General features: G+C 69.0%; 14 protein-coding genes and 1 pseudogene. 9 read left to right on the forward strand and 6 right to left on the reverse strand.

The window, feature by feature from the left end; translation table 11 throughout:
- Positions 1–20: 20 nt before the first annotated feature.
- Positions 21–647 carry a PadR family transcriptional regulator gene (locus AB0I88_RS32540; protein WP_361033462.1) on the reverse strand — a complete coding sequence of 209 codons (627 nt, stop codon included), beginning with the start codon at positions 645–647 and terminating at the stop codon, positions 21–23.
- Between the two features lie 159 nt (positions 648–806).
- Here AB0I88_RS32540 and AB0I88_RS32545 point away from each other — a divergent pair, with 159 nt between their 5' ends.
- From AB0I88_RS32545 to AB0I88_RS32555, 3 genes are all read left to right on the forward strand, one after another.
- Positions 807–1274 (forward strand): DUF5318 domain-containing protein, encoded by a 468-nt coding sequence (locus AB0I88_RS32545; protein ID WP_361033465.1) that lies wholly within the window; start codon positions 807–809, stop codon positions 1272–1274.
- Between the two features lie 499 nt (positions 1275–1773).
- A complete protein-coding gene (locus AB0I88_RS32550; protein WP_361033468.1) occupies positions 1774–4134 on the forward strand; it encodes a transglycosylase domain-containing protein in 2361 nt (786 codons plus the stop codon).
- 132 nt (positions 4135–4266) lie between these two features.
- The gene (locus tag AB0I88_RS32555) at positions 4267–5784 is read left to right on the forward strand and encodes a glycosyltransferase 87 family protein (RefSeq protein WP_361033471.1); all 1518 of its coding nucleotides are present in this window, start codon (positions 4267–4269) and stop codon (positions 5782–5784) included.
- A gap of 1997 nt (positions 5785–7781) precedes the next feature.
- Here the strand turns inward: AB0I88_RS32555 and AB0I88_RS32560 are convergent.
- Together AB0I88_RS32560 and AB0I88_RS32565 are read right to left on the reverse strand one after the other, a co-directional pair.
- Positions 7782–8453: pseudogene (locus AB0I88_RS32560) on the reverse strand (hypothetical protein); the annotation flags it as partial.
- A gap of 387 nt (positions 8454–8840) precedes the next feature.
- Positions 8841–9617: a deoxyribonuclease IV gene (locus AB0I88_RS32565; RefSeq protein ID WP_361033474.1), complete on the reverse strand. Its 777-nt coding sequence runs from the start codon at positions 9615–9617 to the stop codon at positions 8841–8843.
- A 127-nt stretch (positions 9618–9744) separates the two neighbouring features.
- Here AB0I88_RS32565 and AB0I88_RS32570 point away from each other — a divergent pair, with 127 nt between their 5' ends.
- From AB0I88_RS32570 to rplI, 5 genes are all read left to right on the forward strand, one after another.
- On the forward strand, positions 9745–10764 hold the full coding sequence (locus tag AB0I88_RS32570; RefSeq protein ID WP_361033477.1) for a hypothetical protein: 1020 nt from the start codon (positions 9745–9747) through the stop codon (positions 10762–10764).
- A 295-nt stretch (positions 10765–11059) separates the two neighbouring features.
- Positions 11060–11350 carry a 30S ribosomal protein S6 gene (gene rpsF / locus AB0I88_RS32575; protein WP_014448192.1) on the forward strand — a complete coding sequence of 97 codons (291 nt, stop codon included), beginning with the start codon at positions 11060–11062 and terminating at the stop codon, positions 11348–11350.
- Positions 11351–11415: 65 nt separating this feature from the next.
- Positions 11416–11982: a single-stranded DNA-binding protein gene (locus tag AB0I88_RS32580; protein ID WP_361033480.1), complete on the forward strand. Its 567-nt coding sequence runs from the start codon at positions 11416–11418 to the stop codon at positions 11980–11982.
- 40 nt (positions 11983–12022) lie between these two features.
- On the forward strand, positions 12023–12262 hold the full coding sequence (rpsR, locus tag AB0I88_RS32585) for a 30S ribosomal protein S18 (RefSeq protein WP_007073789.1): 240 nt from the start codon (positions 12023–12025) through the stop codon (positions 12260–12262).
- Positions 12263–12276: 14 nt separating this feature from the next.
- Positions 12277–12726 carry a 50S ribosomal protein L9 gene (gene rplI / locus AB0I88_RS32590; protein ID WP_043529634.1) on the forward strand — a complete coding sequence of 150 codons (450 nt, stop codon included), beginning with the start codon at positions 12277–12279 and terminating at the stop codon, positions 12724–12726.
- 61 nt (positions 12727–12787) lie between these two features.
- On the opposite strand, the gene AB0I88_RS32595 is transcribed toward rplI, so the two are convergent.
- On the reverse strand, positions 12788–16318 hold the full coding sequence (locus tag AB0I88_RS32595) for a hypothetical protein (RefSeq protein ID WP_361033483.1): 3531 nt from the start codon (positions 16316–16318) through the stop codon (positions 12788–12790).
- Positions 16319–16845: 527 nt separating this feature from the next.
- Here AB0I88_RS32595 and AB0I88_RS32600 point away from each other — a divergent pair.
- Complete coding sequence (locus tag AB0I88_RS32600) at positions 16846–19575, forward strand: replicative DNA helicase (protein ID WP_361033486.1); 2730 nt, start codon at positions 16846–16848, stop codon at positions 19573–19575.
- 366 nt (positions 19576–19941) lie between these two features.
- Here AB0I88_RS32600 and AB0I88_RS32605 read toward each other — a convergent pair whose 3' ends face one another.
- Complete coding sequence (locus tag AB0I88_RS32605; protein ID WP_361033489.1) at positions 19942–20319, reverse strand: YbaB/EbfC family nucleoid-associated protein; 378 nt, start codon at positions 20317–20319, stop codon at positions 19942–19944.
- A 207-nt stretch (positions 20320–20526) separates the two neighbouring features.
- Entirely contained in the window at positions 20527–21261 is a 735-nt protein-coding gene (locus tag AB0I88_RS32610) for a nucleotidyltransferase domain-containing protein (RefSeq protein WP_361033492.1), read from the reverse strand.
- Between the last annotated feature and the right edge of the window lie 52 nt (positions 21262–21313).

Here is a 21313-nt window from a genome sequence, read left to right on the forward strand (position 1 = left end):
GTTTGCCTCCTTGTTGTTCATCACGGCCGGTCCGGTTGCGGACGCGGTGGTTCCGGGGGAGTGGGGTTGGGAGCGCCGGCGAGGCCGGCGCGATTGCGAAAAGCAGGGGTACGGCCGGAGCGCTCGTTGGTAATCAGCTCTTCCAGCCAGCGGACCTCGCGCTCACACGCGTCCAGCCCGTGCCGCTGCAGTTCGAGCGTGTAGGCGTCGAGACGGTCGGCGGCCCGGGCGAGAATCTCGCGGATGCCCTCGCGCTGCTCCTCGACGCGGCGCCGCCGGCCTTCCAGGATGCGCAGCCGGGTGGCGCGGTCGGTCCGCGAGAAGAAGGTGAAGTGCACCCCGAACCCGGCGTCGTCATACGTCTCCGGGCCGGCCTGGGTGAGCAGATCGGCGAAATGCTCCTTGCCCTCGGCCGTGATCTTGTAAACAACCCTCCCCCGCTTGCTGGTCATCGGGGGAATGATGCCGCTGCTGGCCTCGGCCTCACTGATCCAGCCGGCGAGCTTCAGCCGCTTCAACGTGGGATAGAGAGTGCCGTAACTGATCGCGGCACGGAGCGTGCCGAGTTTGGTGGCGAGTTCCTTGCGGAGCTCGTACCCGTGCATCGGGGTCTCCTGCAGGAGGCCGAGGATCGCCATCTCCAGCATTGGCCCCTCCCCACAAGCATGTCCCGATGTATCGGCCCGATACATCGCAACCGTAGATCGGCTCCGCGATGGGCGCAACTCCCGCATCCTGTGCAGTCGCCACACCACGCTGAGTGATCGCAGTCGCCGGGGAAGCGACGACCGCGTACTCTTCTCGCCATGCGCACGCAGCGGCAGGTGGTCGACTACTCGCTACAGAAGCGGGCGGTCCTGCGTGACGTTCGAAGTGGCCGCATCGGCACGCTCGAGGTCTGCGACGCGTCTCCTTACTTGAGAAACGCGGCTACCTACCACGGTGAGCCGATCGACGAGCGTTGCCCCGTCTGCCGCCGCGAAAACCTGACGCTCGTGCACTACGTCTACGGCGACGAGCTCAAGCAGTCCGCCGGGCAGGCCCGCAAGTTGACCGAGCTGCCCGTGATGGCGATGACGCTGCGTGAGTTTCAGGTCTTCGTCGTGGAGGTGTGCCGCTCCTGCGCGTGGAATCACCTGATCGAGAGGTTCGTCCTCGGGCGCGACGGCCTCGCTGCCGAGGAGATGTTGCATTCCAGCGCTATGGTCTCGTCCGGTGGCGGTGGATCCCATCGGACAGGTGACTCGTCACACAACGGGGAGGCCCGGCGATGAACCGGTTCGATCTCGCTAACGTGTACGAGTTTGGGACCGGCGTACGGTCCGCGCAGACACAAGACAAGGGGGCTGCCGGGACCGCAGCCCACAACGCCCGCTCGTGGCGCAGTGTGGGGACGGCTCGTCCGGGCCTCCTGACCGCGCCCCCGCGACCGGTAGGTGTGAGGGAATGAACGCGTACGGCGAACCGCAGTCCGCACGAGCCCGGGCACGAGTGCCCGGGCCGTCCGCTGCTTCCACGCCTGACGACCAGCCATCCGACGAAGCACGGCCGGGCCCGGACGCGTATCGGCGTCCATCCGGTGCCGCCTCGGTGGGTGGTCAGCCGGGGCGGGCGTCGGTGGGCGGTGCCTCCGCCGGCAGGGCGTCGATCGGAGCCGCGCCGGTCGGGGCCGCGCCGGTCAAAGCCGCCGCAGTGGGGTCGGCCTCTCCGGGCCGCGCCCCGGTCGGTGGTCGTGCCTCCGTCGGCGCGGCCCCGGTCGGTGGGCGCGCCTCGGTGGGTGCGGCCCCGGTCGGCGGCCGGGCCTCCGTGCCACCCGGTGGCGGCGGGCCGCCCGGCGGTGGTGGTGGCGGATCCGGCGGGTCCGGTGGCTCCGGCGGCAAGAAGCCCCGCAGCAAGTCCGACAAGAAGTACCGGCGCGCCAACATCCTGACCGCGGCCGCCGCCGTGCTGGTCATCATGCTCGGCGTCGGCATCGTCGGCGGCACCTACTTCTTCGACGACGTGAAGCTCAAGACGCCGGAAGCGGAGGCGCAGATGAACGTCATCTACGACTCCACAGGCAAGAACGTCCTCGCGAAGGAGGGCGAGCCCCGGATCAACGTGCCGTACCAGCAGATCAGCGAAGTCATGATGAACGCTGTCGCGGCCGCCGAGGACAAGAACTTCTGGACGCACAACGGCATCGACATGAAGGGCATCGCCCGCGCCGCGTGGAACAACTTCACCGGCGGCGACCGGCAGGGCGCCTCGACCATCACCCAGCAGTACGCCCGGCACGTCGCTGAAGAGAACGAGATCAGCTACAGCCGCAAGCTGCGCGAGGCGGTGCTCGCCCGGAAGCTCGAGTCGGAGTACGACAAAAAAGAAATCATGGGCATGTACCTGAACTTCATCGACCTCGGTGAGGGACGGTACGGCGTCGAGGCGGCGGCCCAGGGCTACTTCGGCAAGTCGGTCAAGGTCGGCGCGAAGAACGCGATCACCGCGTACGAGGCGGCGGTGCTCGCCTCGATCATCAAGCAGCCGTACCCGACCGACGCCCACCGTGGCTACGACCCGAACCACAACCCGGAAGCGGCCAAGGACCGGTGGGAATACACCCTGGCCAACATGCTGGAGATGGGCGCGATCTCGAAGGCTGACTACGACGCCCGTAAGTACCCGAAGGTCAACCCGATCGTCAAGTCCAGCGACAAGAAGAAAAGCCCCGACGAGAAGCCGGTCGGCATGGTGCTGCGGCACGTGCAGTACGAGCTGAAGAAGCTCGGCATCTCGCAGGAAGCTCTGGACAAGGGCGGCTTCACGATCACCACCACGATCAACCCGAAGGTGCAGAAGGCGGCGGAGGCGGCCGGGTCGAAGCTGAGCAAGACCTCGCCGATGTACGCGTTGCGCTCGCGGAAGTACCAGGCCGCGGTGATCGGCATCGACCCGACGAACGGCGAGGTGCTGGGGTATTACGGTGGCGACAACCCCGCCGGGATCGACTACGCCGGCTACATGTCGGGTGACGGCAGCGGCGTTCCGGCGACTGCCGGCCAGTCGCCGGGCTCGACTTTCAAGATCTATACGCTCGCCGCGGGCTTGAAGGAGGACATCTCCTTCAAGACGATCTGGGACGGCACGAAAGAGAAGGTCGGCGGCGGCAAGATCAGCAACGCCGGAGCGGACGACAACAGTGTCTGCCGTGGCAAGATCACGCACTGTGACCTTGAGACCGCGACCATCAAGTCGTACAACTTCCCGTTCTACTGGATCGCGGAAGGCATCGGCTCGGACAAGGTGATTGAGGCGGCCAAAGACGCCGGTGTCGCCACCCTGTGGGACAACGACGGCAAGAAGTTCGACCTGAACAACACCAAGGCCAGCACGTGGAAGAAAAACTTCAGCAACGAGGTCGCGTTCGGCCAGTACCGTGTGCTTCCGCTGGAGCATGCCGAGGGCGTCGCCACCATCGTCAACGAGGGCGTGCACCACAACGCGCACTTCATCAAGACGATCAAGCAGCGTGACCCGAAGACCGGCACCGAAAAGGTCATCCACAGCGCGGACAAGAACGGCAACCGCGTCTTCGCCGCCGACAAGATGTCCGACCTGCTCGGTGTCCTCTCCGAGATCCCGAAGGCCGCGAACAACACCATCGACGGCCGCGAGTCGGTCGGCAAGAGTGGCACCTGGGAGATCGAGGTAAAGGGCAAGAGCCTGAACGGTGACACCTGGTTCGTCGGCGGCATCCCCCAGCTGGCCGCGACCGTCTGGGTCGGTGGCTCGGGTGACCGCGTCTCGCTGAAGGAAGCCGACGGCGGCCCGATGTACGGCATGGGCACCCCGGCCGCGATCTGGGAGGAGTTCATCGAGACCGCGGCTGAGGCGATGGACTGGGAGAAGAAGGGCTTCCCCGAGCGCATCCCGACCGGTAACCCGGACAGCGAGTACGCCAACGGCACCGCCCCGGTCGAGGTGCCCTCGACCGACCAGAACAGCCAGTTCTGCCAGACCTTCCCGGAGAACCCACTGTGCGTGGTAACCGGGAACGACGGTGGCCAGAACGGCGGCCAGAACGGCGGGCAGAACGGCGGGCAGAACGGCAACGGCGGGAACGACGGTGAAGGACCCGGCGGAGACGATGATTGACGTCGCTTGACCGTGGAAACGGCGCTCACCTCGACGAGGTGGGCGCCGTTTCCTATGGGACACCTGCGAAGATCGGAATGCCGCCGTGGCCTGTCGCCTCCCACAGCCGCCGATGCGGCATGATGCCAAGACATGAGCGCCCAACCGCCCACCGATCGGCCTGACGTCCGGAGTGCCACCTCGGACGGTTTCGTGCGGGGACTCTCCCAAGCCATCGGCGGTCCACTCGGTGCACACGCCGTGCCGCCGGACTCCCGGCCGGGCCGGTTCTGGACCGCGCCCCGCATCGTGATGGCGCTGGCCTGCCTCGTCCTCGCGTTCTCCTGGGTGCAGAAGTCGCCGTGCATGGACGGCAACTGGCAGAAGAACATCCAGTACACCCGGTACTGCTACACCGACGTGCTGGCGCTCTACTACGCCGAAGGGCTGAACGAGGGCAAGGTTCCCTACGCCGACCACCCGGTCGAATACCCGGTGGTCACCGGCTACTTCATGGGCGCGCTCGGGCTGCCCGTGCACAAGTACGGCGTGAGTCACCCGGACATCAACCAGGGCAGCTGGTTCTACAACGTCAACGCGCTGGTGCTGTCGCTGTTCGCGGTCGCCAGCGTCGGCGTGATCCTGGCGTTGCGCCGCCGGCGTCCATGGGACGCGGCGATCCTCGCGCTGTCCCCGATCGTGCTGGTCACCGCCACGATCAACTGGGACTTCCTGGCCATCGGACTGTTCGCCGCCGGACTGTACCTCTGGGCGAAACGGCATCCGGTCTGGGCCGGGGTCCTGTTCGGGCTGGGCGCGGCGGCCAAACTGTGGCCGCTGTTCATCCTGGGGCCGATCCTCATCGTGGCGTTGCGGACCGGACGGCTGCGACCGTTCTTCAGCTCGTTCCTGGCCACCGGGGTCACCTGGCTCGTGGTGAACCTGCCCGTCATGGTGTTCTGGCACGAGAGTTGGCTGCGGTTCTTCCGACTCAACTCGGAGCGGCCGGTCGACTGGGGCACGTTCTGGTACATCGGGCGCTACCTGGACGGCAAGTGGAATGCGGGCACGGTCGGCGACCAGGGCCCGTTCCAGTGGCTCAGCGACCACATTCCCACCCTCAACTACCTTTCGTACGCGCTCTTCGGCCTCTCCTGCGCCGGCATCCTGCTGCTGGGGCTGCTCGCACCGCGCCGCCCGCGGATCAGCCAGCTGGCGTTCCTCGTGGTCGCCGCGTTCCTGATCTTCAGTAAGGTCTGGTCCCAGCAGTACGTGCTCTGGCTGCTCCCGCTGATCGCACTGGCCCGCCCGAAGTGGGGTGCCGTCATCGCGTGGACCATCGCGGAGATCGGTTACCTGGCCGCCTTCTACGCGGAGCTGATCGGTGCCGGCGGCAAGACGGTCATCCCCGAGGGCGCCTTCGTCCTCGCCTCGACGGCGCGCCTGGTCACCGTGGCGGTGCTGTTCTTCCTGGTGGCCCGGGAGATCTGGCGGCCGGAACTGGACGACGTGCGGCGCAGCTACGACGGCGCCGACCCGGACGCCGGTCCGCTCGACGGTCCGGAGGCGTCCTGGCTCACCGGCTTCCGCGCGGTCTTCCGGGTGGGCCCGTCCCAGGAGGCGCCGGTGCCGCCGCCCGTCTTCAAGGGCGAGCCCACTCCGATCGTCTAGCCCCGGCCCTGCCGGTCGCCCGCCTGGCTGTGTCGGTCGTGCGGCCCCGGCCCTGCCGGTCGCGTGACTTGGGCCCTGTTGATCTCGTGGCCTGGCTGGGTCGGTCGTGTGACCTCGGCCCTGCCGGTCGCGTGCCGGGCCTCGGTGCGAACGGCAGAGCCCTAGTTGAGGTAGAAGACGACGGCGTCCGGCAGATCCTCGCGACGGATCTGCAGGGCGTCCACCGGCAGGTCGACGGCATCCTCCCAGGAGGTGCCGGCGACCTGGTCGCGGAGCAGCAGCACCTTTCGGACTCCGATCGACTCCAGGTATTCGATGCTCGTCGCGTCCGGGAAGCCGGCCACCTTGGCACGCAGCTCGTTCTGCCGGGCTGCGGCGAAGCTGCCACCGCCGTTGGCGACCTGCTGGAACCGCGAGGTCGTCCAGAGTTGGACGGTCTGATCGGTCAGGTCGGCGGTGGGCAGCACCAGCAGCGGGCCGGGGACGGTTCGCAGCGCGTCAGGCTGCGGGGCAACCTGCGGGTGGGCCGTGGTGTTCCAGCCTTCCAGCGTGACCAGGATCAGCGGGACCAGGGTGGCCATGCGCAGCCAGGGTCCCGGCCACGGTGGGATCCGCTGGGCGGACCACTGCTCGGCCCGGCGGACGAAGTCGTCCACGGCACCTGCCGCCAGGATCGCCAGCAGCAGAGTCACCCAGAGCATGAGGCGGCCCGGGATGCGCATGTCGAACGAAGCCGGGAAATGGCCGAACAGGGGCAGGTAGGTCCAGCGGCCGCCGAAGAAATTCGTCCCCAGAGTGAGGACGATCGCGACGGCGAGCCCGGTGACCAGCAGCGCGCGGTGCCGCAGCCGCCAGATCGAGAGGAACAGGCCGGCCAGGGCCAGGGCGTACAGCGCGAAGCCGGGAAGCAGGGACATCTCGGCGGCCCAGCCCAGTGAAGCTCGTGGGGTGGCGTGCGCGGCGCCCCAGACGCGGGACTCGGCCGGGCCGATCAGCAGGCTCCGCAGCGGTGGGGAGAAGAAGGTGATCTCCTCGAGGCGGGATCCGGTGTCCTTGAGCCGGATGTACGGCACCGCCGCCAGGATGCCGATGGACAGGAAGATCGTCGCGCCCAGGATGTTGATGCTGGTGAGGAGCCAGCCGATGACCGGTTTCCGTGCGGGGCGGGGCGGGCCCGCCAGGTAGCGGCCGAGGCTGATCCAGCGCCGCCGGGGTGGGCTCTCCAGCACATCGGTCCGGGGGCCCGGTGTCGTGGCGCTTGCCGCCTCCATCGAAGCGGCCCGCTGAACCTCGGACCCCGGCCGGCCCGGCGCCATCGACCCGGCCATCGCCTGGGCTTCAGGCTTGCCCGGCTCGGGTGGGGCCGCTCCTGGCTGGACTTCCGGCTTGCCGGCTTTGGGTGGAGCCTCTCCCGGCCGGACCTCAGGACTGGTACTGGCCGCCACGGGCCGGACCTCAGACTCGCCGGGCTCCGAGGGGGCCGCCACGGGCTTGGTCTCAGCCTTGGCGGGCGGTTCCAAGGGGGCCGCCACGGGTTTGGTCGCAGCCTCGGCGGGCTCCGAGAGGGCCGCCACCGGCCGGACCTCAGGCCCGGTAGGGGGTGCCTCGGACGCCGCTTTCGCCGACGCGTCGGTGGTGATACCTGTCTTGTCCGGCGCCTGCGTGGTCTGCCCGGACGCCCCGGCCATGGTGGTCACCTCGGGACCGGCCTCGGCCGGGGGCGAAGCGGGCGGTCCACCCGTCCCCTGGTCCGTAGGCCCGGCCGGGGTTCTGGTGGCCGCTGCGGGCTCCGGCTTCCCCGTCGCCGCCTTGGCGAGGGCCGCGGCGGTCTTGGCGCCCGGACCGGTCTGCGCCGCCCTCGGGCTGCGGCGCAGACCCCAGCGGAGTCGGGGCGCGGCCTTGCCGGCCGGTGGGTTCAGGCCACGTACGAGGGCAGCCGACGCACGTTTCCCCCGCCGGGACTGCCGGAGACTGTTGGCGATCCCGAGGACCGCCAACACGGTCAGGATCAGGCCCAGCACGTACGCGAAAGGTATGCCCAGCGAGAAACCGAGCGTGAGTTGCCAGATCGCCACCAGCCACCCGGCGACAGCCCAGCCGGCTCGCCGGCGTCCGGGCCGGAAGCCGTGCCGGAGCGAATAGCCGTGCCCGCGCGCGAGCATGGCGAGCGCCAGCGGAATGCCGCCCGCCGAGATGATGTCGAGGTGGCCGGCCTGCGCCAACCGCCACGGCGCATAGGCGAACGCGACCGCCGCCACCGCCGCACCGGTCCGCCGGGCGCCGAGCTGGCGCACCAGGGCGTAGGCGCCGATCAGCAGCAACGCGTGAACCAGCACGAAGAGGATGTTGTAGCGGAGGATCGCGGCGCTCGGGCCGCTGCCGATCATCCCGGCGAAGGCGTAGCCGAACAGACTGTCCCCGAAGGCGAAGCTGTCCCGCAGCGGGTAGTAGGCGTTCGACTGCCACAGCCGGGCCGGGTCGTCGACCACCGCGTGCCCGGCCCAGGCGACGCGCCACGCCTGCCGGGACGGATCGCCGAGGTCTTGCGGCAGGGTGTGCATCGGATAGCGCAGCGTGGGCCACGTCATCGCCACGGCGAGCAGGCAAGCGGCGTAGACGACCAGCGCATACTCATGGACGATCGACCGGCGCAGCGCCCGGAGCGCGCGCCGGAAGAAGCCGGGTGGCTGGTCGGGGATCGCGGCGAAGGCGCTCCACGGGTCCGGGGGCGCACCGGGCGGCCGGGCGTCCTTCTCCCGCGGCGGCTTCGTCGTCTGTGGAGCCGCCGCGGCGGCGTCCTTCGTCGCGGCCGGCACGACCGTCTGGTCCTTTTTGCCGGAAGCCGCGACCGCGCCGCCGGGGGTGGCGACCGTGCCGCCGGGTGCTGTGACGTCCTTGCCGGACGGCTGGGCCTCGACGGGAGGGGCCTTCTTCGGGCGCCGAGGCGGCAGGAGCCCGAGCAACCGCCGCGGCTTACCGCGCGCGGGAGTATCCGCGGCCGCCACGGACGAGTTCGGTTGCGACTGCTCGGTCATGACCCTCCCGGTCGCCTTACGTCAGTTGCCAGCCCGCTCCCGCAGGAGGGCGATGTCGGCGGACTGACCCTCCACTCCGCCCGGGGTCTCCACAATGGCGGGAGCACCGGAGGCCCGGATCGCGGCCACCACCAACTCGGGGTCGATCTTCCCATTGCCGAGGTTGTCGTGGCGGTCCTGGCCCGAGTCGAATCCACCCTTCGAATCGTTGGCGTGGATCAGGTCGATCCGCCCGGTGATGGACTTGACCCGGTCGACGATGCCGGTCAGATCCTCACCGCCCGCGAAGGCGTGACAGGTGTCCAGGCAGAACCCGGCCCCGAACCCGCCGACCGCCTCCCACAGACGGGCCAGGTCGTCGAAGCGGCGGGCGCACGCGTTGTCGCCGCCCGCGGTGTTCTCGATCAGGATCGGGAGCGGCAGGCCGCCCTCGCTCTCCGCGTACTCGAAGGCTTTGCGCCAATTCACGAAGCCGGCGGCGAGATCGGCGCCCGAGCCGACGTGCCCACCGTGCACGATCAGGCCTTTCGCGCCCAGCTCGGCGGCGGCACGAGCGTGCGCCATCAGCAGCTTGCGGCTGGGGATACGGATGCGGTTGTTGGGCGAGGCGACATTCACGATGTACGGCGCGTGCACGTAGACGTCCACCTCGGCGGCCCGGATCAGATCCGCGTCTTCGCGTGGTTTGGGCGAATTGTATTTCTGCGGGTCGGTCAGGAAGAACTGCACGGCGTCGGCACCGCGGACGGCGGCCTCGGCCAGCGGGTCGGCGGAATCGACGTGGGCTCCGATGCGCATGGGACGAGCCTACGACGAGGGTCCGAGGCTTTCCTGTCGCGTCACCGGGCTCCGCCACCCTTCGTTAGCTTCATTGATCACGCTTGACAGATGCCGGTTGGGCCGGCGGTGGACTGGGGGATGGTGCATGTCGCGGCAGTTCCGATACCGGATGGCGGCGCTCGGGCTGAGTGGGCTGATCTTCGGCGCGCCGCTGCTCACGAACGGGACGGCGAGCGCCGAACAGCTCGAGGGCAACGACCGCCAGGTCAGCTTCGGCGGAGGCGGGGTTCTCGGCCTGTCCTGCGGCTCGAAGCCGAGCGTCGAGTCGATGACGGTCCCGGCCGGCAGCGTCGTCCGGGTGCTCAACCAGACCGGGCACGACGCTCAGCTCAAGCTCGCCGGTTCGCCGAAGGGCACCATCCCGGCGGACGGCGCGGCCGAGGTCGTGTTCCGGCGCGGCGCCACGTCGGTGCTTCTCACTCCGGACTGTTCGCTCGGTGAGGACGCCTTGCCGGTGCTGATCACGGCGACGCCGTCGGCGGACGAGGGCCGACCCGACCCGGCACCGGCACCGACCAGCGGAAACAGTGCCTCGGTGATGATGTCGAAACCGGCCGGACCGGGGTCGCAGGCGCATTCCCGCAACTCCGTGGGCTCGGCGCTGCCCGACTCGGCGGCAACCGGCACGCGCCCCGCGCGTACCTCGCCGAACTCCTCGCGACCGGGGGTGCGCCGCCCTTCCGAGTCGCGGCCGGCCACGGCCGTGCAGGACGCGGCCATCGCGGCGCAGGCCATGCCGCGAGGCGACGTCGCGGCCCGGCTCAAGGCGAAGACCATGCGGGGTACGGGTGGAATCGGCGCTCCGGCGTTCGCCGGCATGCCGCCCGGCGACCGGAAGACGATTCTGCCCGGCACCGCGACGGCGCCACCCGCCCCGGTGCGGCAGACGGCCGTGTCGCCCACGATGGCCGGGGCCGGCGGGGTGGAGACGGCCGGGCCGGGCAGTTTCGCGGCCGCCGAGCCGGTCGCCGCGGTGGGCCGGATCGACGAGGGGCACCCGCTCGGTCTGCTGGGGCTGACCGCGCTGGTCCTGGTCCTCGGGGTGGCAACCGCTGCTATTCGGGCAATCGTGTCGCAACGTGCATCTCGTACAAATCTGGCGTAAGCTTTTCCTTGCAAGCTCCGCGGGGCGGACGCGCCCAACCTCATCGGTGTGGTCGTTCCTCCCCAGGTCCCACCCAACGAATCGGGCCGGACGCCCCGCGGCTTCGTCGGTGACCCCGTCCACACGGACGGGGTCACCGTTTTTGGGCACAGCGGCCGCCGTGGGTATGCTGGCTCGGTTCGCAGTGTGTCCGCCGTGGGCGCTTTCTCTCCCACGGCTTTCCTTCTGCGTTCGACACAAGACCTCCTGCCACGGAGAGACCGTGGCCGCATAGCCCACAGGAGGTGAGAACGTCTTGCGTCATTACGAACTCATGGTGATCCTCGACCCTTCGCTCGAGGAGCGCACCGTCGCACCGTCGCTCGACCAGTACCTGAACGTGATCAGGACCGCGGGTGGCTCGGTGGAGAAGCTCGACGTCTGGGGCCGTCGCCGGCTCTCGTTCGAGATCAACAAGAAGGCTGAAGGCATCTACGCGGTCGTCGACCTGCAGGCGACGCCCGAGGCCGTGGCCGAGCTGGACCGTCAGCTGCGGCTGAACGAGTCCATCCTGCGTACCAAGGTCATCCGTCCCGAGACCCGCTGAGGCGTTTTTGTCAGAGGGTCCTGAGACCCTTCACGGCAACGACCTGAAGCGGCGAGGAGAAGTTCATGGCAGGAGAAACCACCATCACGGTCGTCGGCAACTTGACCGACGACCCTGAGCTGCGCTTCACCCCTTCGGGTGCGGCGGTCGCCAAGTTCCGCATCGCTTCGACGCCGCGGACCTTGGACCGGCAAACGGGCGAATGGAAAGACGGCGAGCCACTCTTCCTCGCGTGCAACATCTGGCGTGACGCCGCCGAGCACGTCGCCGAGTCGCTGCAGCGCGGCGCTCGGGTGATCGTGCAGGGCCGGCTGCGCCAGCGGTCCTACGAGACCAAAGAGGGCGAGAAGCGCACCGTCTACGAGCTCGAGGTCGACGAGATCGGCCCGTCCCTGCGCTACGCCACGGCGAAGGTGCAGAAGGCGAACCGGTCCGGAGGCGGCGGAGGCGGCTTCGGCTCCTCCGGTGGTGGCAACCGGCAGTTCGGGGGCAACAGCAACAGCAACAGCGGCGGCGGTCGTGGCAACAGCAACGACTTCGACGACCCCTGGGCGACGGCTGCTCCGGCCGGCGGCAACCGTTCCGGCGGTGGCGGCGGCAACTCCTCGTTCGACGACGAGCCTCCCTTCTGAGCCTTCGGGCTCTCCAGGATCACTTACAGGAGTTTGAGCAATGGCTAAGGCTGCGGCGCTTCGCAAGCCGAAGAAGAAGGTGAACCCGCTCGACAAGGACGGGATCACCTACATCGACTACAAGGACACCGCGCTCCTGCGGAAGTTCATCTCCGACCGCGGCAAGATTCGTGCCCGCCGCGTCACCGGTGTGACCTCCCAGCAGCAGCGGCAGATCGCCCGAGCGGTCAAGAACGCCCGCGAGATGGCGCTCCTGCCGTACACGGCCACGGCGCGCTGAGAGGGGGCACCGAGATGAAGATCATCCTCACTCAGGAAGTGTCCGGCCTCGGCACCCCCGGCGACATCGTCGAGGTGAAGAACGGCTACGGCCGCAACTACCTGCTCCCGCAGGGGTTCGCGATCCAGTGGACCAAGGGCGCCGAGAAGCAGGTCGTCGTGATCAAGCGGGCCCGCGAGGCTCGTGAGATCCGTGACCTGGGCCAGGCCAACGAGGTCAAGGGCCAGCTCGCCGGCCTCAAGGTCACGCTGAAGGCGCGCTCCGGCAACGGTGGCCGCCTCTTCGGCTCGATCACCCCGGCCGAGATCGTCGACGCGGTCAAGGCCGCCGGCGGTCCGGCTCTCGACCGGCGTCGTCTCGAGCTCCCGGGTCACATCAAGACCACCGGCTCGTACAACGTGCAGGTCAAGCTGCACCCCGAGGTGACCGCGACGTTCCCGGTGAACGTGGTGGCCGCCAAGTAATCCCCGCACCACATCGAAAGGCGCTCCGGGCCCGGCCCGGGGCGCCTCTCGTGTTTCCGGGTCAGCTCAGGCTGTTGCCGGTGATGGCGGAACTCAGCACGGTGGCCAGTCCGCCGCCGACCACGGCCGCTGCCAGGCCGACACTCGCCGACTTCCAGGCCGTCGTGGCCGACCGCAGACAGAACGCCACCAGCATGCTCAGCGCCAGCGAGATACCGAACTCGGGCGCTGCATCGGCCAGCGTGTCCAGCGCATGCGTACGCTGCCCGCTGCTGAGCAGGAACATCCCCCCGACGAAGAGCACCACCGGTACGCCGTACCAGACGACGGTGTAGCCGACCGCCGCCAGCGGGCCGCTCGACTTCTCCTCTTCCTCGTCGTCATCCGGGTCCAGCAGGTCGGTCGAACGGCCGGCGAGCAAATCGCCGCTCATCGGCCGCCGCTCGTACGAGCCGGTGCCCTGGAAAGCACCCGTAGAACGCCGTGGCGGCCATGAGGTGTCCTCCCCGGCCGGGATGTCACCAAGCGCCGTCGAAATCACTGACGTTGCGCTCAGGGCCAGATTCGACGCTCCGGCGACCTCCGCTGAGCCGCTTGGCCGAAAGGGAGGAAAGTCCGACGTGTCGTAACGGCGGGACTCCCCATCGGCGAGATCACTCTGGCGGGTCAACTCCTGGCGCCAGTCGGTATCACCGTCCTCCCCGGCGCTTCCTCGGTAGTCGGCCCCGCGCCGAGTGGCGCGTTCAGCGGCGAGCCAGTCCGCCAGAGGCGGGCGCTCCCCGAAACCACCACCGGCGGGCGGCGGAGTGGAGGTCTGGTCGACGTAGCCGCGCCGGCCCGGCGAGTCGGCAAGCGGATCCGGCCACCGTCCGGGCGCGTCACCGGACGCCGGCTGCTGCTGATCCGGCCGGGACGGCGTGCCACCTCCGGACGGCAGCGCCCCGGGACGGCCGTTCTCGGCGAGGTCCGTCCAGTGGGAACCGGTGTCACCACCGTGCGGCAACGCACGGGCGCTGCCATATGTCGGACCCTGAGCCGGTCGTTGGCGTTCCTGTTCCAGCCAGGCGGGGCCGCTTGATGTGGGGGCGGTGCCCGGCCGTTGGCGTTCCTGTTCCAGCCAGGCGGGGCCGCTTGATGTGGGGGCGGTGCCCGGCCGTTGGCGTTCCTGCTCCAGCCAGGAGGGGCCACTTGATGTGGGGGCGCCGGCGGATCGTTGGCGTTCTTGATCGAGCCAGGATGGGCCGCCCGACGTCGGAGCGCCGGTGCTGCCGTATCCCGGCGCCGAAGGGGCCTGCCGTTGCTGACGTCCCTGGTCGCGCCAGGACGGTGGCCCGCCTGACGTCGGGGCGCCGGCCGGGCCACCGTAGGCGGAACGGCCCGGAGGCAGCTCGCGGGGCGGCGTGGCGGGCGGCCCCGCGGGAAGTGCGCCGGCCGGACTGCCGAATGCCGGCCGCTGCTGCGGCGCCCCTCCGCGCGGAAGACCACGCTGCGGCTGCTCTTGAACCGACCACGACGGTTCGGACCAGGACGGCGGGTCCTGCTGTGACGGTTCGGACCAGGACGGGTCAGACTGCTGCCGCGGGTACGACGGCTCGCCCCGCTGTGGATAGGACGGCTCCGAGCCGCCGGCCGGAAGCTCACGCTGCCCGCCACCGTAGGGCGGATCCCGGTACGCCGACCGGCGCACCCCCTGACCACCGGGGGCGGACCACTGCGGCGGCATCGGGCCGGGACGGCCACCACCGGGCGGATCGTCATCGGGCCCGGTGGCGGGGCGCCGGGCCGGCCGTGGATCCTGTGGGGTCCGCCAGCCCTCCGTGTTGAACGGCTCGTCCGCTGGTGCCTCGGGGGCCCTCCGGCGACCGCCACCGTTGGGGTAGCGCGGTTCGTCGTCGCCGCGTCGTCGCCGGCCCGCCTGTGTGTCGTCGACCGGGCTCACCGGCCCGGGCAGGGCGCTTCGCGGCCGGCTGCTGGGCATGGCGCTCGTCGGCCAGGACGCGCCGGCCTCGGAGGCGCCCGGGACGGAACTGCTCGGCAGCGGCCCCCCGGGCACACCGCCGATCGGCTCCTCACGCCGCGAACGACGGCCGCCGGACTGTGGTTCGTCCTGCCTGAGGGACTCACGACGGGCCGCCTCGGCCCGCCACGCCAGCACCCTTGGATCGTCCTCGGCCCGGCTCCACTGGCCGGTGTCCGGATCCCGCGTCCAGTTGCTGGTGTCCTGTTCCGCCTCCCAGGAAGCCGTGTCCTCACGCCAGTTCGTCGGATTGGCGTTGTAACGCGGCCTGCCTGGACGTGCCTCCGGCTGCGCGCGCCGGCCCGAAGGCTGCTCCGACGGGGTCTCGGCGTAACGCCCGCGGTCCCGGCGTGACGGTGCCCCGGAGCGGGTGCCCCAGGTTGTCGCGTCTGGCGATGGGGCCTGGTCGAAGACGGCCGGGATGCTGCCGGTGTCGGTGTGCCCGGCCCAGTTGTCGGTGTCGGCGCCGCTCGTCCAGCCGGTGCCGCCGGCCGGTGCGGTGCCGCTCTCGGCGGCGCGGCGACGGCCGACCCGGGTGGGCCGCTCGGTGTGATCCGACTCGCGGCGCCAGGCCGCCCGGTCGTCCTCCCGGACCAGATGGCGGGCATCCTCGGCGGCCGACCGCTGCCAGCCCGGCGCCTCGGTCCGCTCCCAACGGGGTATGCCGGTGGTGTTCTCCCCCGGAGGCGGGCTGTCGGAACGGTCCCACGACGGCCCGGTGGCCGGCGCGGCGGATCCGGTCGACCACGAACCGGTCGTCCCCGGGTCGCGCCGCCGGGACGGCAACTGTGCCGAGGGTTGCTGCCAGGAGGGTGTCTGCTGTGACTCGCGCCGGGACGGCAACTGTGCCGAGGGTTGCTGCCAGGAGGGTGTCTGCTGTGACTCGCGCCGGGACGGCAACTGTGCCGAGGGTTGCTGCCACGAGGGTGTCTGCTGTGGTTCCTGCCAGGACGGTGTCTGCGTGGACGGCTGCTGCCAACCCGGCGCCTGTCGGGATTGCTGCCAGGAGGGTGTCTGCGCCGGCTCCTGCTGCCAGGACGGATTGTTCTTGGACCAGGTCTGCTCGACCGGGCTGGTCGCGGTCGGCCCGTCGGTCTGCCGCCACGAGGAGGAGGCGTCGCGATCGCCGCTGCGCCAGGACGGCGTCTCGGCGGGCTCCTCCCGAAGGCCGTCCCCGGAGCGCCGCCAGGACGGCGTCTCGGTCTCGGCGCCGGCATCCGGGGTGGGCCACGCTGTGCCGGGTATGGAGGGCTTCTCGCGCTCGGCGGCCGCTTCCTCCTCTTCGTCCCGCCACGCCTCGGTGGTGGAACGCCAGACATGTGATCCGGTGGCGGACCGCCACTCGGTGGTCTGACGCCAGCGCGCGCCGGTGGCCCGCCACTCGGCGGTCTCGGTCCGCCAGCCGACGCCGTCCGCCGGGAAGGTGGGACGTCCGGTCGAGGTCACCTCGGAGGACCAGCGATTGGCGGGCTCGACGGCTCGACCGCCACCGCCGTTGTACGGCTCGACCTCGGCCTGCTGTGCCCAGTCATCGGCACGGCGCTGCCAGGCCAGCGCTTCATCGCTGGGCGCCATGCTTCCGGTGTCGGTCAGAGAGGCCCAACGGGGCTCCGGCTCCTGGACCTCCGGTTCCCGGGTGGGCCAAGACCCCGCAGCGCGCCGACTGCGCGACATGCGGGTGCCGTAGTCCCACTCCCGTTGGTCCACCTGAAAAGGGTGACGTGCCCGAGACGGAACCGCAACGCCTCAGTGCGATGGCTTGCTCACCCGAGTCGGTATTTCCGCAGATCCAGAACCTTTTCTGCCCTCCACAGGAAGGAACAGCGAATCCCCTGCTCGGGTTCGCTGTCCCCAGAAGTTGTCCACACGGTGTGCACAGGGCTACCCACAGGAGTCGGGCCCGCTGTCCACAGGTTGTCCAGAGGTTTGTCCACCGGCGCAGTTGGGTGGGTGGGCTGCTGATTCGTACAGTGGTCCAGCCTCACGTGCGGACTTTGATCGGAACGAACCACTGAATCCGGTGCCGGATCAGTCGAAAAGGTTGTGTGCCGGGGCGGTTCGATCGTGAGAGCGGCCATGGCCGAGTGGAGGGGGAGTCCGGGGTGTCGATCACCGACGACGCGAGGCCTGAGTCGCGGCCGCCGTCCCAGGGCGGTGGTGGCTCCTTCACCGGGGGCGGCAACGGCAAGGGACCGCACGACGGCGGCGGCAACAGCGGCTACGACAAGGCCCCACCTCAGGATGTGGCCGCTGAGCAGGGCGTCCTCGGGGGCATGCTGCTCTCCAAGGACGCGATCGCCGATGTCGTGGAGATCCTCAAGGTCACCGACTTCTACCGTCCGGTCCACGCGACCATCTACGACATCATTCTCGACCTCTACGGTCGCGGTGAGCCGGCTGACGCGCTGACGGTCGCGGCGGCCCTCGCCGACATGGGCGAGCTCCAGCGCATCGGCGGTGTGCCCTACCTGCACACCCTGATCGAAAGTGTCCCCACCGCGGCGAATGCCGCCTATTACGCTCGGATCGTCTCGGAACGGGCCATTCTCCGCCGCCTCGTCGAGGCCGGCACCAAGATCGTCCAGCTCGGGTACGGCGCGAACGGCCACGGCGGACGTGATGTGGACGACATCGTCGACCTGGCTCAGCAGGCCATCTACGACGTGACCGAGAAACGCGTCAGCGAGGACTTCGCGGCTCTCGGTGACATGCTTCAGCCCACCCTCGACGAGATCGAGGCGGTCGGCGCCTCCGGTGGCGTGATGACCGGTGTGCCCACCGGCTTCCAGGACCTCGATCGCCTCCTCAACGGCCTGCACGCCGGTCAGCTGATCATCGTGGCCGGCCGTCCCGGTCTCGGTAAGTCCACCGCCAGCATGGATTTCGCCCGCAACGCGGCGATCCAGCACGGTCACGCCAGCGCCATCTTCTCGCTCGAAATGAGCAAGATCGAGATGGTGATGCGACTGCTCTCCGCCGAGGCGCGGGTGCCGCTGCACACCCTGCGATCCGGGCAGCTCTCCGATGACGACTGGACCAAGCTGGCCCGCCGGATGGGCGAGATCAGTCAGGCGCCGATCTTCGTCGACGACACGCCGAACATGAACCTCATGGAGATCAGGGCCAAGGCACGCCGCCTCAAGCAGCGCCACAATCTGCGGCTTCTGGTCATCGACTATCTCCAGCTGATGTCGTCGCCGAAGAAGACCGAGAGCCGTCAGCAGGAGGTCTCGGAGCTCTCCCGTGGTCTCAAGCTGCTGGCCAAGGAGATCGAGTGCCCGGTGATCGCGGTCAGCCAGCTGAACCGTGGCCCCGAGCAGCGCACCGACAAGCGCCCCCAGTTGTCCGACCTGCGTGAGTCCGGCTGCCTCACCGCCGAGACCCGGGTCCTGCGCGCCGACACCGGTGCGGAGACCAGCATGGGTGAATTGTTCGCCACCGGCGCCCGTGACGTTCCCGTGTGGGCGCTCGACGAGCGCCTGAGGTATGTGCGACGACATCTCACCCACGTGTTCAGCACCGGTGAGAAGCCGGTGTTCCGGATGCGCCTGGCATCCGGGCGCGAGATCCGCGCGACCGCGAACCACCCGTTCCTCACCTACACCGGGTGGACTCCGCTCGGTGATCTGCGCGTCGGAGCTCGTATCGCCGCACCGCGACACGTGTGTGCCCCGGAGCAGACGACGACGTGGGACGACCGGCAGGTTGTTCTGCTCGCTCACCTGATCGGTGACGGCTCGATGCTTCCGCGACAGTCGCTCCGGTACGCCGGCATCGATCAGGCGAGCCTGGAAGCAGTCCGGGACGCTGCCAGTCATTTCGGGATCACTGCCGTGCACGACGACTACCAGCAGGCGCGGTGTGCCACATTGCCACTGACCGCTCCGTACAGCCGCCCGCAAGGGCAGCTCGATCCGGTCGCCGTGTGGGTGGAGCAGTTGGGGCTCCTGGGAAAGCGCAGCCACGAGAAGTTCGTTCCCGATCCGGTTTTCAGCCTGCCGAAGGGGCAGATCGCTCTGTTCCTGCGGCATCTATGGGCGACCGACGGTTCTGCGCGGTTGAGGCCGTCGGACGGCAACGAGCCCGCCGGACAGGTTTACTACGCTTCCACCAGCCGCCGCCTGTGCGACGACGTGGCACGGCTGTTGTGGCGGTTCGGTATCCAAAGCCGGATCGACGTGGCCCGCGAAGCCGGCCACCGGGACACCTACCGTCTGCATGTCTACGAAGCCGGTGACCAGGAGGCGTTCTGCCGGGTCATCGGGGTTCACGGCATGCGTGGTGAGGCTGCCGAAGCGTTGCGCCGACGGCTGCACGACCTCAAGTCCAACACCGACGTGGACACGATTCCGCGAGAGGTGTGGGAGCGCGTGCGAGGGATCCTCGCCGAGCGAGGCCTGACACATCGACAGTTCGCCTCCGTGACGGGCACCCGTTCCAGCGGTTTCGTGCTGTGGGAGCATGACCCGTCACGTGACCGGATCGCACGGGTCGCGGCGGTGCTGGAGGACAACGAGCTGGAGATGCTGGCCACCAACGACGTGACCTGGGACGAGATCGTCGACATCACCGCCGACGGTGTCGAAACGGTCTACGACGCCACCGTGGTGGGAGCGCACAACTTCATCGCTGACGGCATAGCCGTGCACAACTCCATCGAGCAGGACGCCGACGTGGTCATCCTGCTGCATCGTGACGACTACTACGACAAGGAGTCCCCACGCGCGGGCGAGGCCGACTTCATCGTTGCCAAGCACCGAAACGGCCCGACCGACACCGTGACGGTGGCCGCTCAGCTGCACCTCTCCCGCTTCGTCGACATGGCGATCTGAACCGGTTCTCAGTCGCTTTCACCTCGACGAACACCTCTCACATCACCAAGATCGCGGATCGCCCGGCTTCTCTTGCCACGCGCGGCGATCGATCTGGTCGTGTCAGCGCTCCGGGGACTCGCCGCACCCGAGGCCGGCCAGGCAATCCGCGGCGGAGATGCTGGACAGCGACGTCATATGGTCGTCGGGCGACACAGCCGGCTGCGAGGCGGTCCGTGCGCCCGCAGCCCCGATGGCCTCCCACCGGAGGATCTCGCGCTGATCATCCATGCGCTGAGTGCCGGCGCCTGCAGGGGTGACACGGCCAAGCGCGGCGCCTGATCGTCTGGTTGGAGACGTGCGCCGCGCTTCTGAACGCCGGGTGGTCTAGTCGTTGTCCGTGCCGCGGTGGTTGGTCACCAGGGATTCGATCTGACGTGATGTGCCGGCAGAGGCGTGCTGGACCGTTTCCACGATGACGCGGGCCAGGGTTTCCACGTTCCATTCCCGGCAGGCCTGCTGGTCGAGCCGAAGATTGACGAGGCGGCCGTCCGCGTCCACGGTCGCCTGGACGGCGCCGTCCTCGGATTCGGCGCTCACCTGCATGGTGGCCAGGCTGCGCTGGAGTTCGTCCACTCCGGAACGGAGCTCCTCATATCGGCCGTAAACATCTTCCAGGTCGTTCCGCAAGGAGTGATTGGTGGTTCCAGTCACGGTTCTTCCTCCGTTCGCCGCGACGGTGGGGGGCGAGGAGACAATACCCAAGATTCGCGACGTTGCGTATTCCGACAACTTCGTAACGCACACGAAAAGAGAGAGCTATCGAAATAGCTCACTTTTAAGTGATGGCATGACTCCAGGTTGTAGTTACTGTGAGTGATGAACGCCACCATGTTGACAATTCGGCGAGCAAAAATCGGAGGGTTCGCACAGGTCAAAACGTGCATTGTGGAGTTCCCTGCTTCTGGCACGTCACTCTGCGTCTCGGTCCGGATCTTTGCCGGACAGCACGAATCCTTCTTGCAGCGGCCCGCCCGCAGACGCGAGAACGTCCAGCACCGCGGCGATGAGCGGCTCCCGATCGCCGTCCACGACGACCGCCCGCTGTCCCGTGGCCAGCCGCCCGGGCAGGTCGGGCGCCACCTCACCGACCCGCCGCGGCAGCCACTTGCCGCGTGCCGACCAGCGGTTGCCGACCAGGAGCAGGAGGTCCGAAGCTGCCAGCATCAGGGTCGCCGCCAGATAGGCGAGTTCCACCGGATCGGAACAACCGCGCAGATCGTCCACCAGATCGGTGAGGAGATATCGCTGATAGTCGACGGACTCAGCGCTGGGCGTTGCCGGACCGGCCGCGAGCAGCCCCGCAGCCCGATCCCGGAATCTCGCCGCGGACCCGTCTCCGTCAACCAGGACGACGCCCTCGGCAACCATGTGCAGCAACGGCGTACGCCGCCGTTCAGCGTCGAAGTCCCAGTAGTACTCGAGCGAGGTCGGCGTGTGCACGAACAGCTCGACAACCCATCCCTGGAACCGGAGAGTCTCCCGAAACGGCGCGGGCGGCCCGTCCAGCACCACCACGACATCCAGATCCGACCAGGCGGTCCGCCGTGAGGTAGGAGCACTGCCCCCTAGAAACGCCGCAACGGCCGTAGGAAACCGTTCCCTTACGACTTGGTGCGCGATAGCTGAGTGACCCGCGTCGATCATGAAGATGGCCGTGCGGGACGATCATGATTGTGACGTCAGGATGGGCCCGCAC

This window comes from Actinoplanes sp. NPDC049802, assembly GCF_040656595.1.
GTDB lineage: Bacteria > Actinomycetota > Actinomycetes > Mycobacteriales > Micromonosporaceae > Actinoplanes.

Excerpts from the sequence above, each read along its gene's own strand:
- AB0I88_RS32555 (WP_361033471.1), top strand. The coding sequence starts at position 4,267 with ATGAGCGCCCAACCGCCCACCGATCGGCCTGACGTCCGGAGTGCCACC.
- AB0I88_RS32610 (WP_361033492.1), bottom strand. The coding sequence starts at position 21,261 with ATGATCGACGCGGGTCACTCAGCTATCGCGCACCAAGTCGTAAGGGAA.
- rpsR (WP_007073789.1), top strand. The coding sequence starts at position 12,023 with ATGGCTAAGGCTGCGGCGCTTCGCAAGCCGAAGAAGAAGGTGAACCCG.
- AB0I88_RS32540 (WP_361033462.1), bottom strand. The coding sequence starts at position 647 with ATGCTGGAGATGGCGATCCTCGGCCTCCTGCAGGAGACCCCGATGCAC.
- rplI (WP_043529634.1), top strand. The coding sequence starts at position 12,277 with ATGAAGATCATCCTCACTCAGGAAGTGTCCGGCCTCGGCACCCCCGGC.
- AB0I88_RS32570 (WP_361033477.1), top strand. The coding sequence starts at position 9,745 with ATGTCGCGGCAGTTCCGATACCGGATGGCGGCGCTCGGGCTGAGTGGG.
- AB0I88_RS32595 (WP_361033483.1), bottom strand. The coding sequence starts at position 16,318 with ATGGCGCCCAGCGATGAAGCGCTGGCCTGGCAGCGCCGTGCCGATGAC.
- AB0I88_RS32565 (WP_361033474.1), bottom strand. The coding sequence starts at position 9,617 with ATGCGCATCGGAGCCCACGTCGATTCCGCCGACCCGCTGGCCGAGGCC.
- AB0I88_RS32580 (WP_361033480.1), top strand. The coding sequence starts at position 11,416 with ATGGCAGGAGAAACCACCATCACGGTCGTCGGCAACTTGACCGACGAC.
- AB0I88_RS32545 (WP_361033465.1), top strand. The coding sequence starts at position 807 with ATGCGCACGCAGCGGCAGGTGGTCGACTACTCGCTACAGAAGCGGGCG.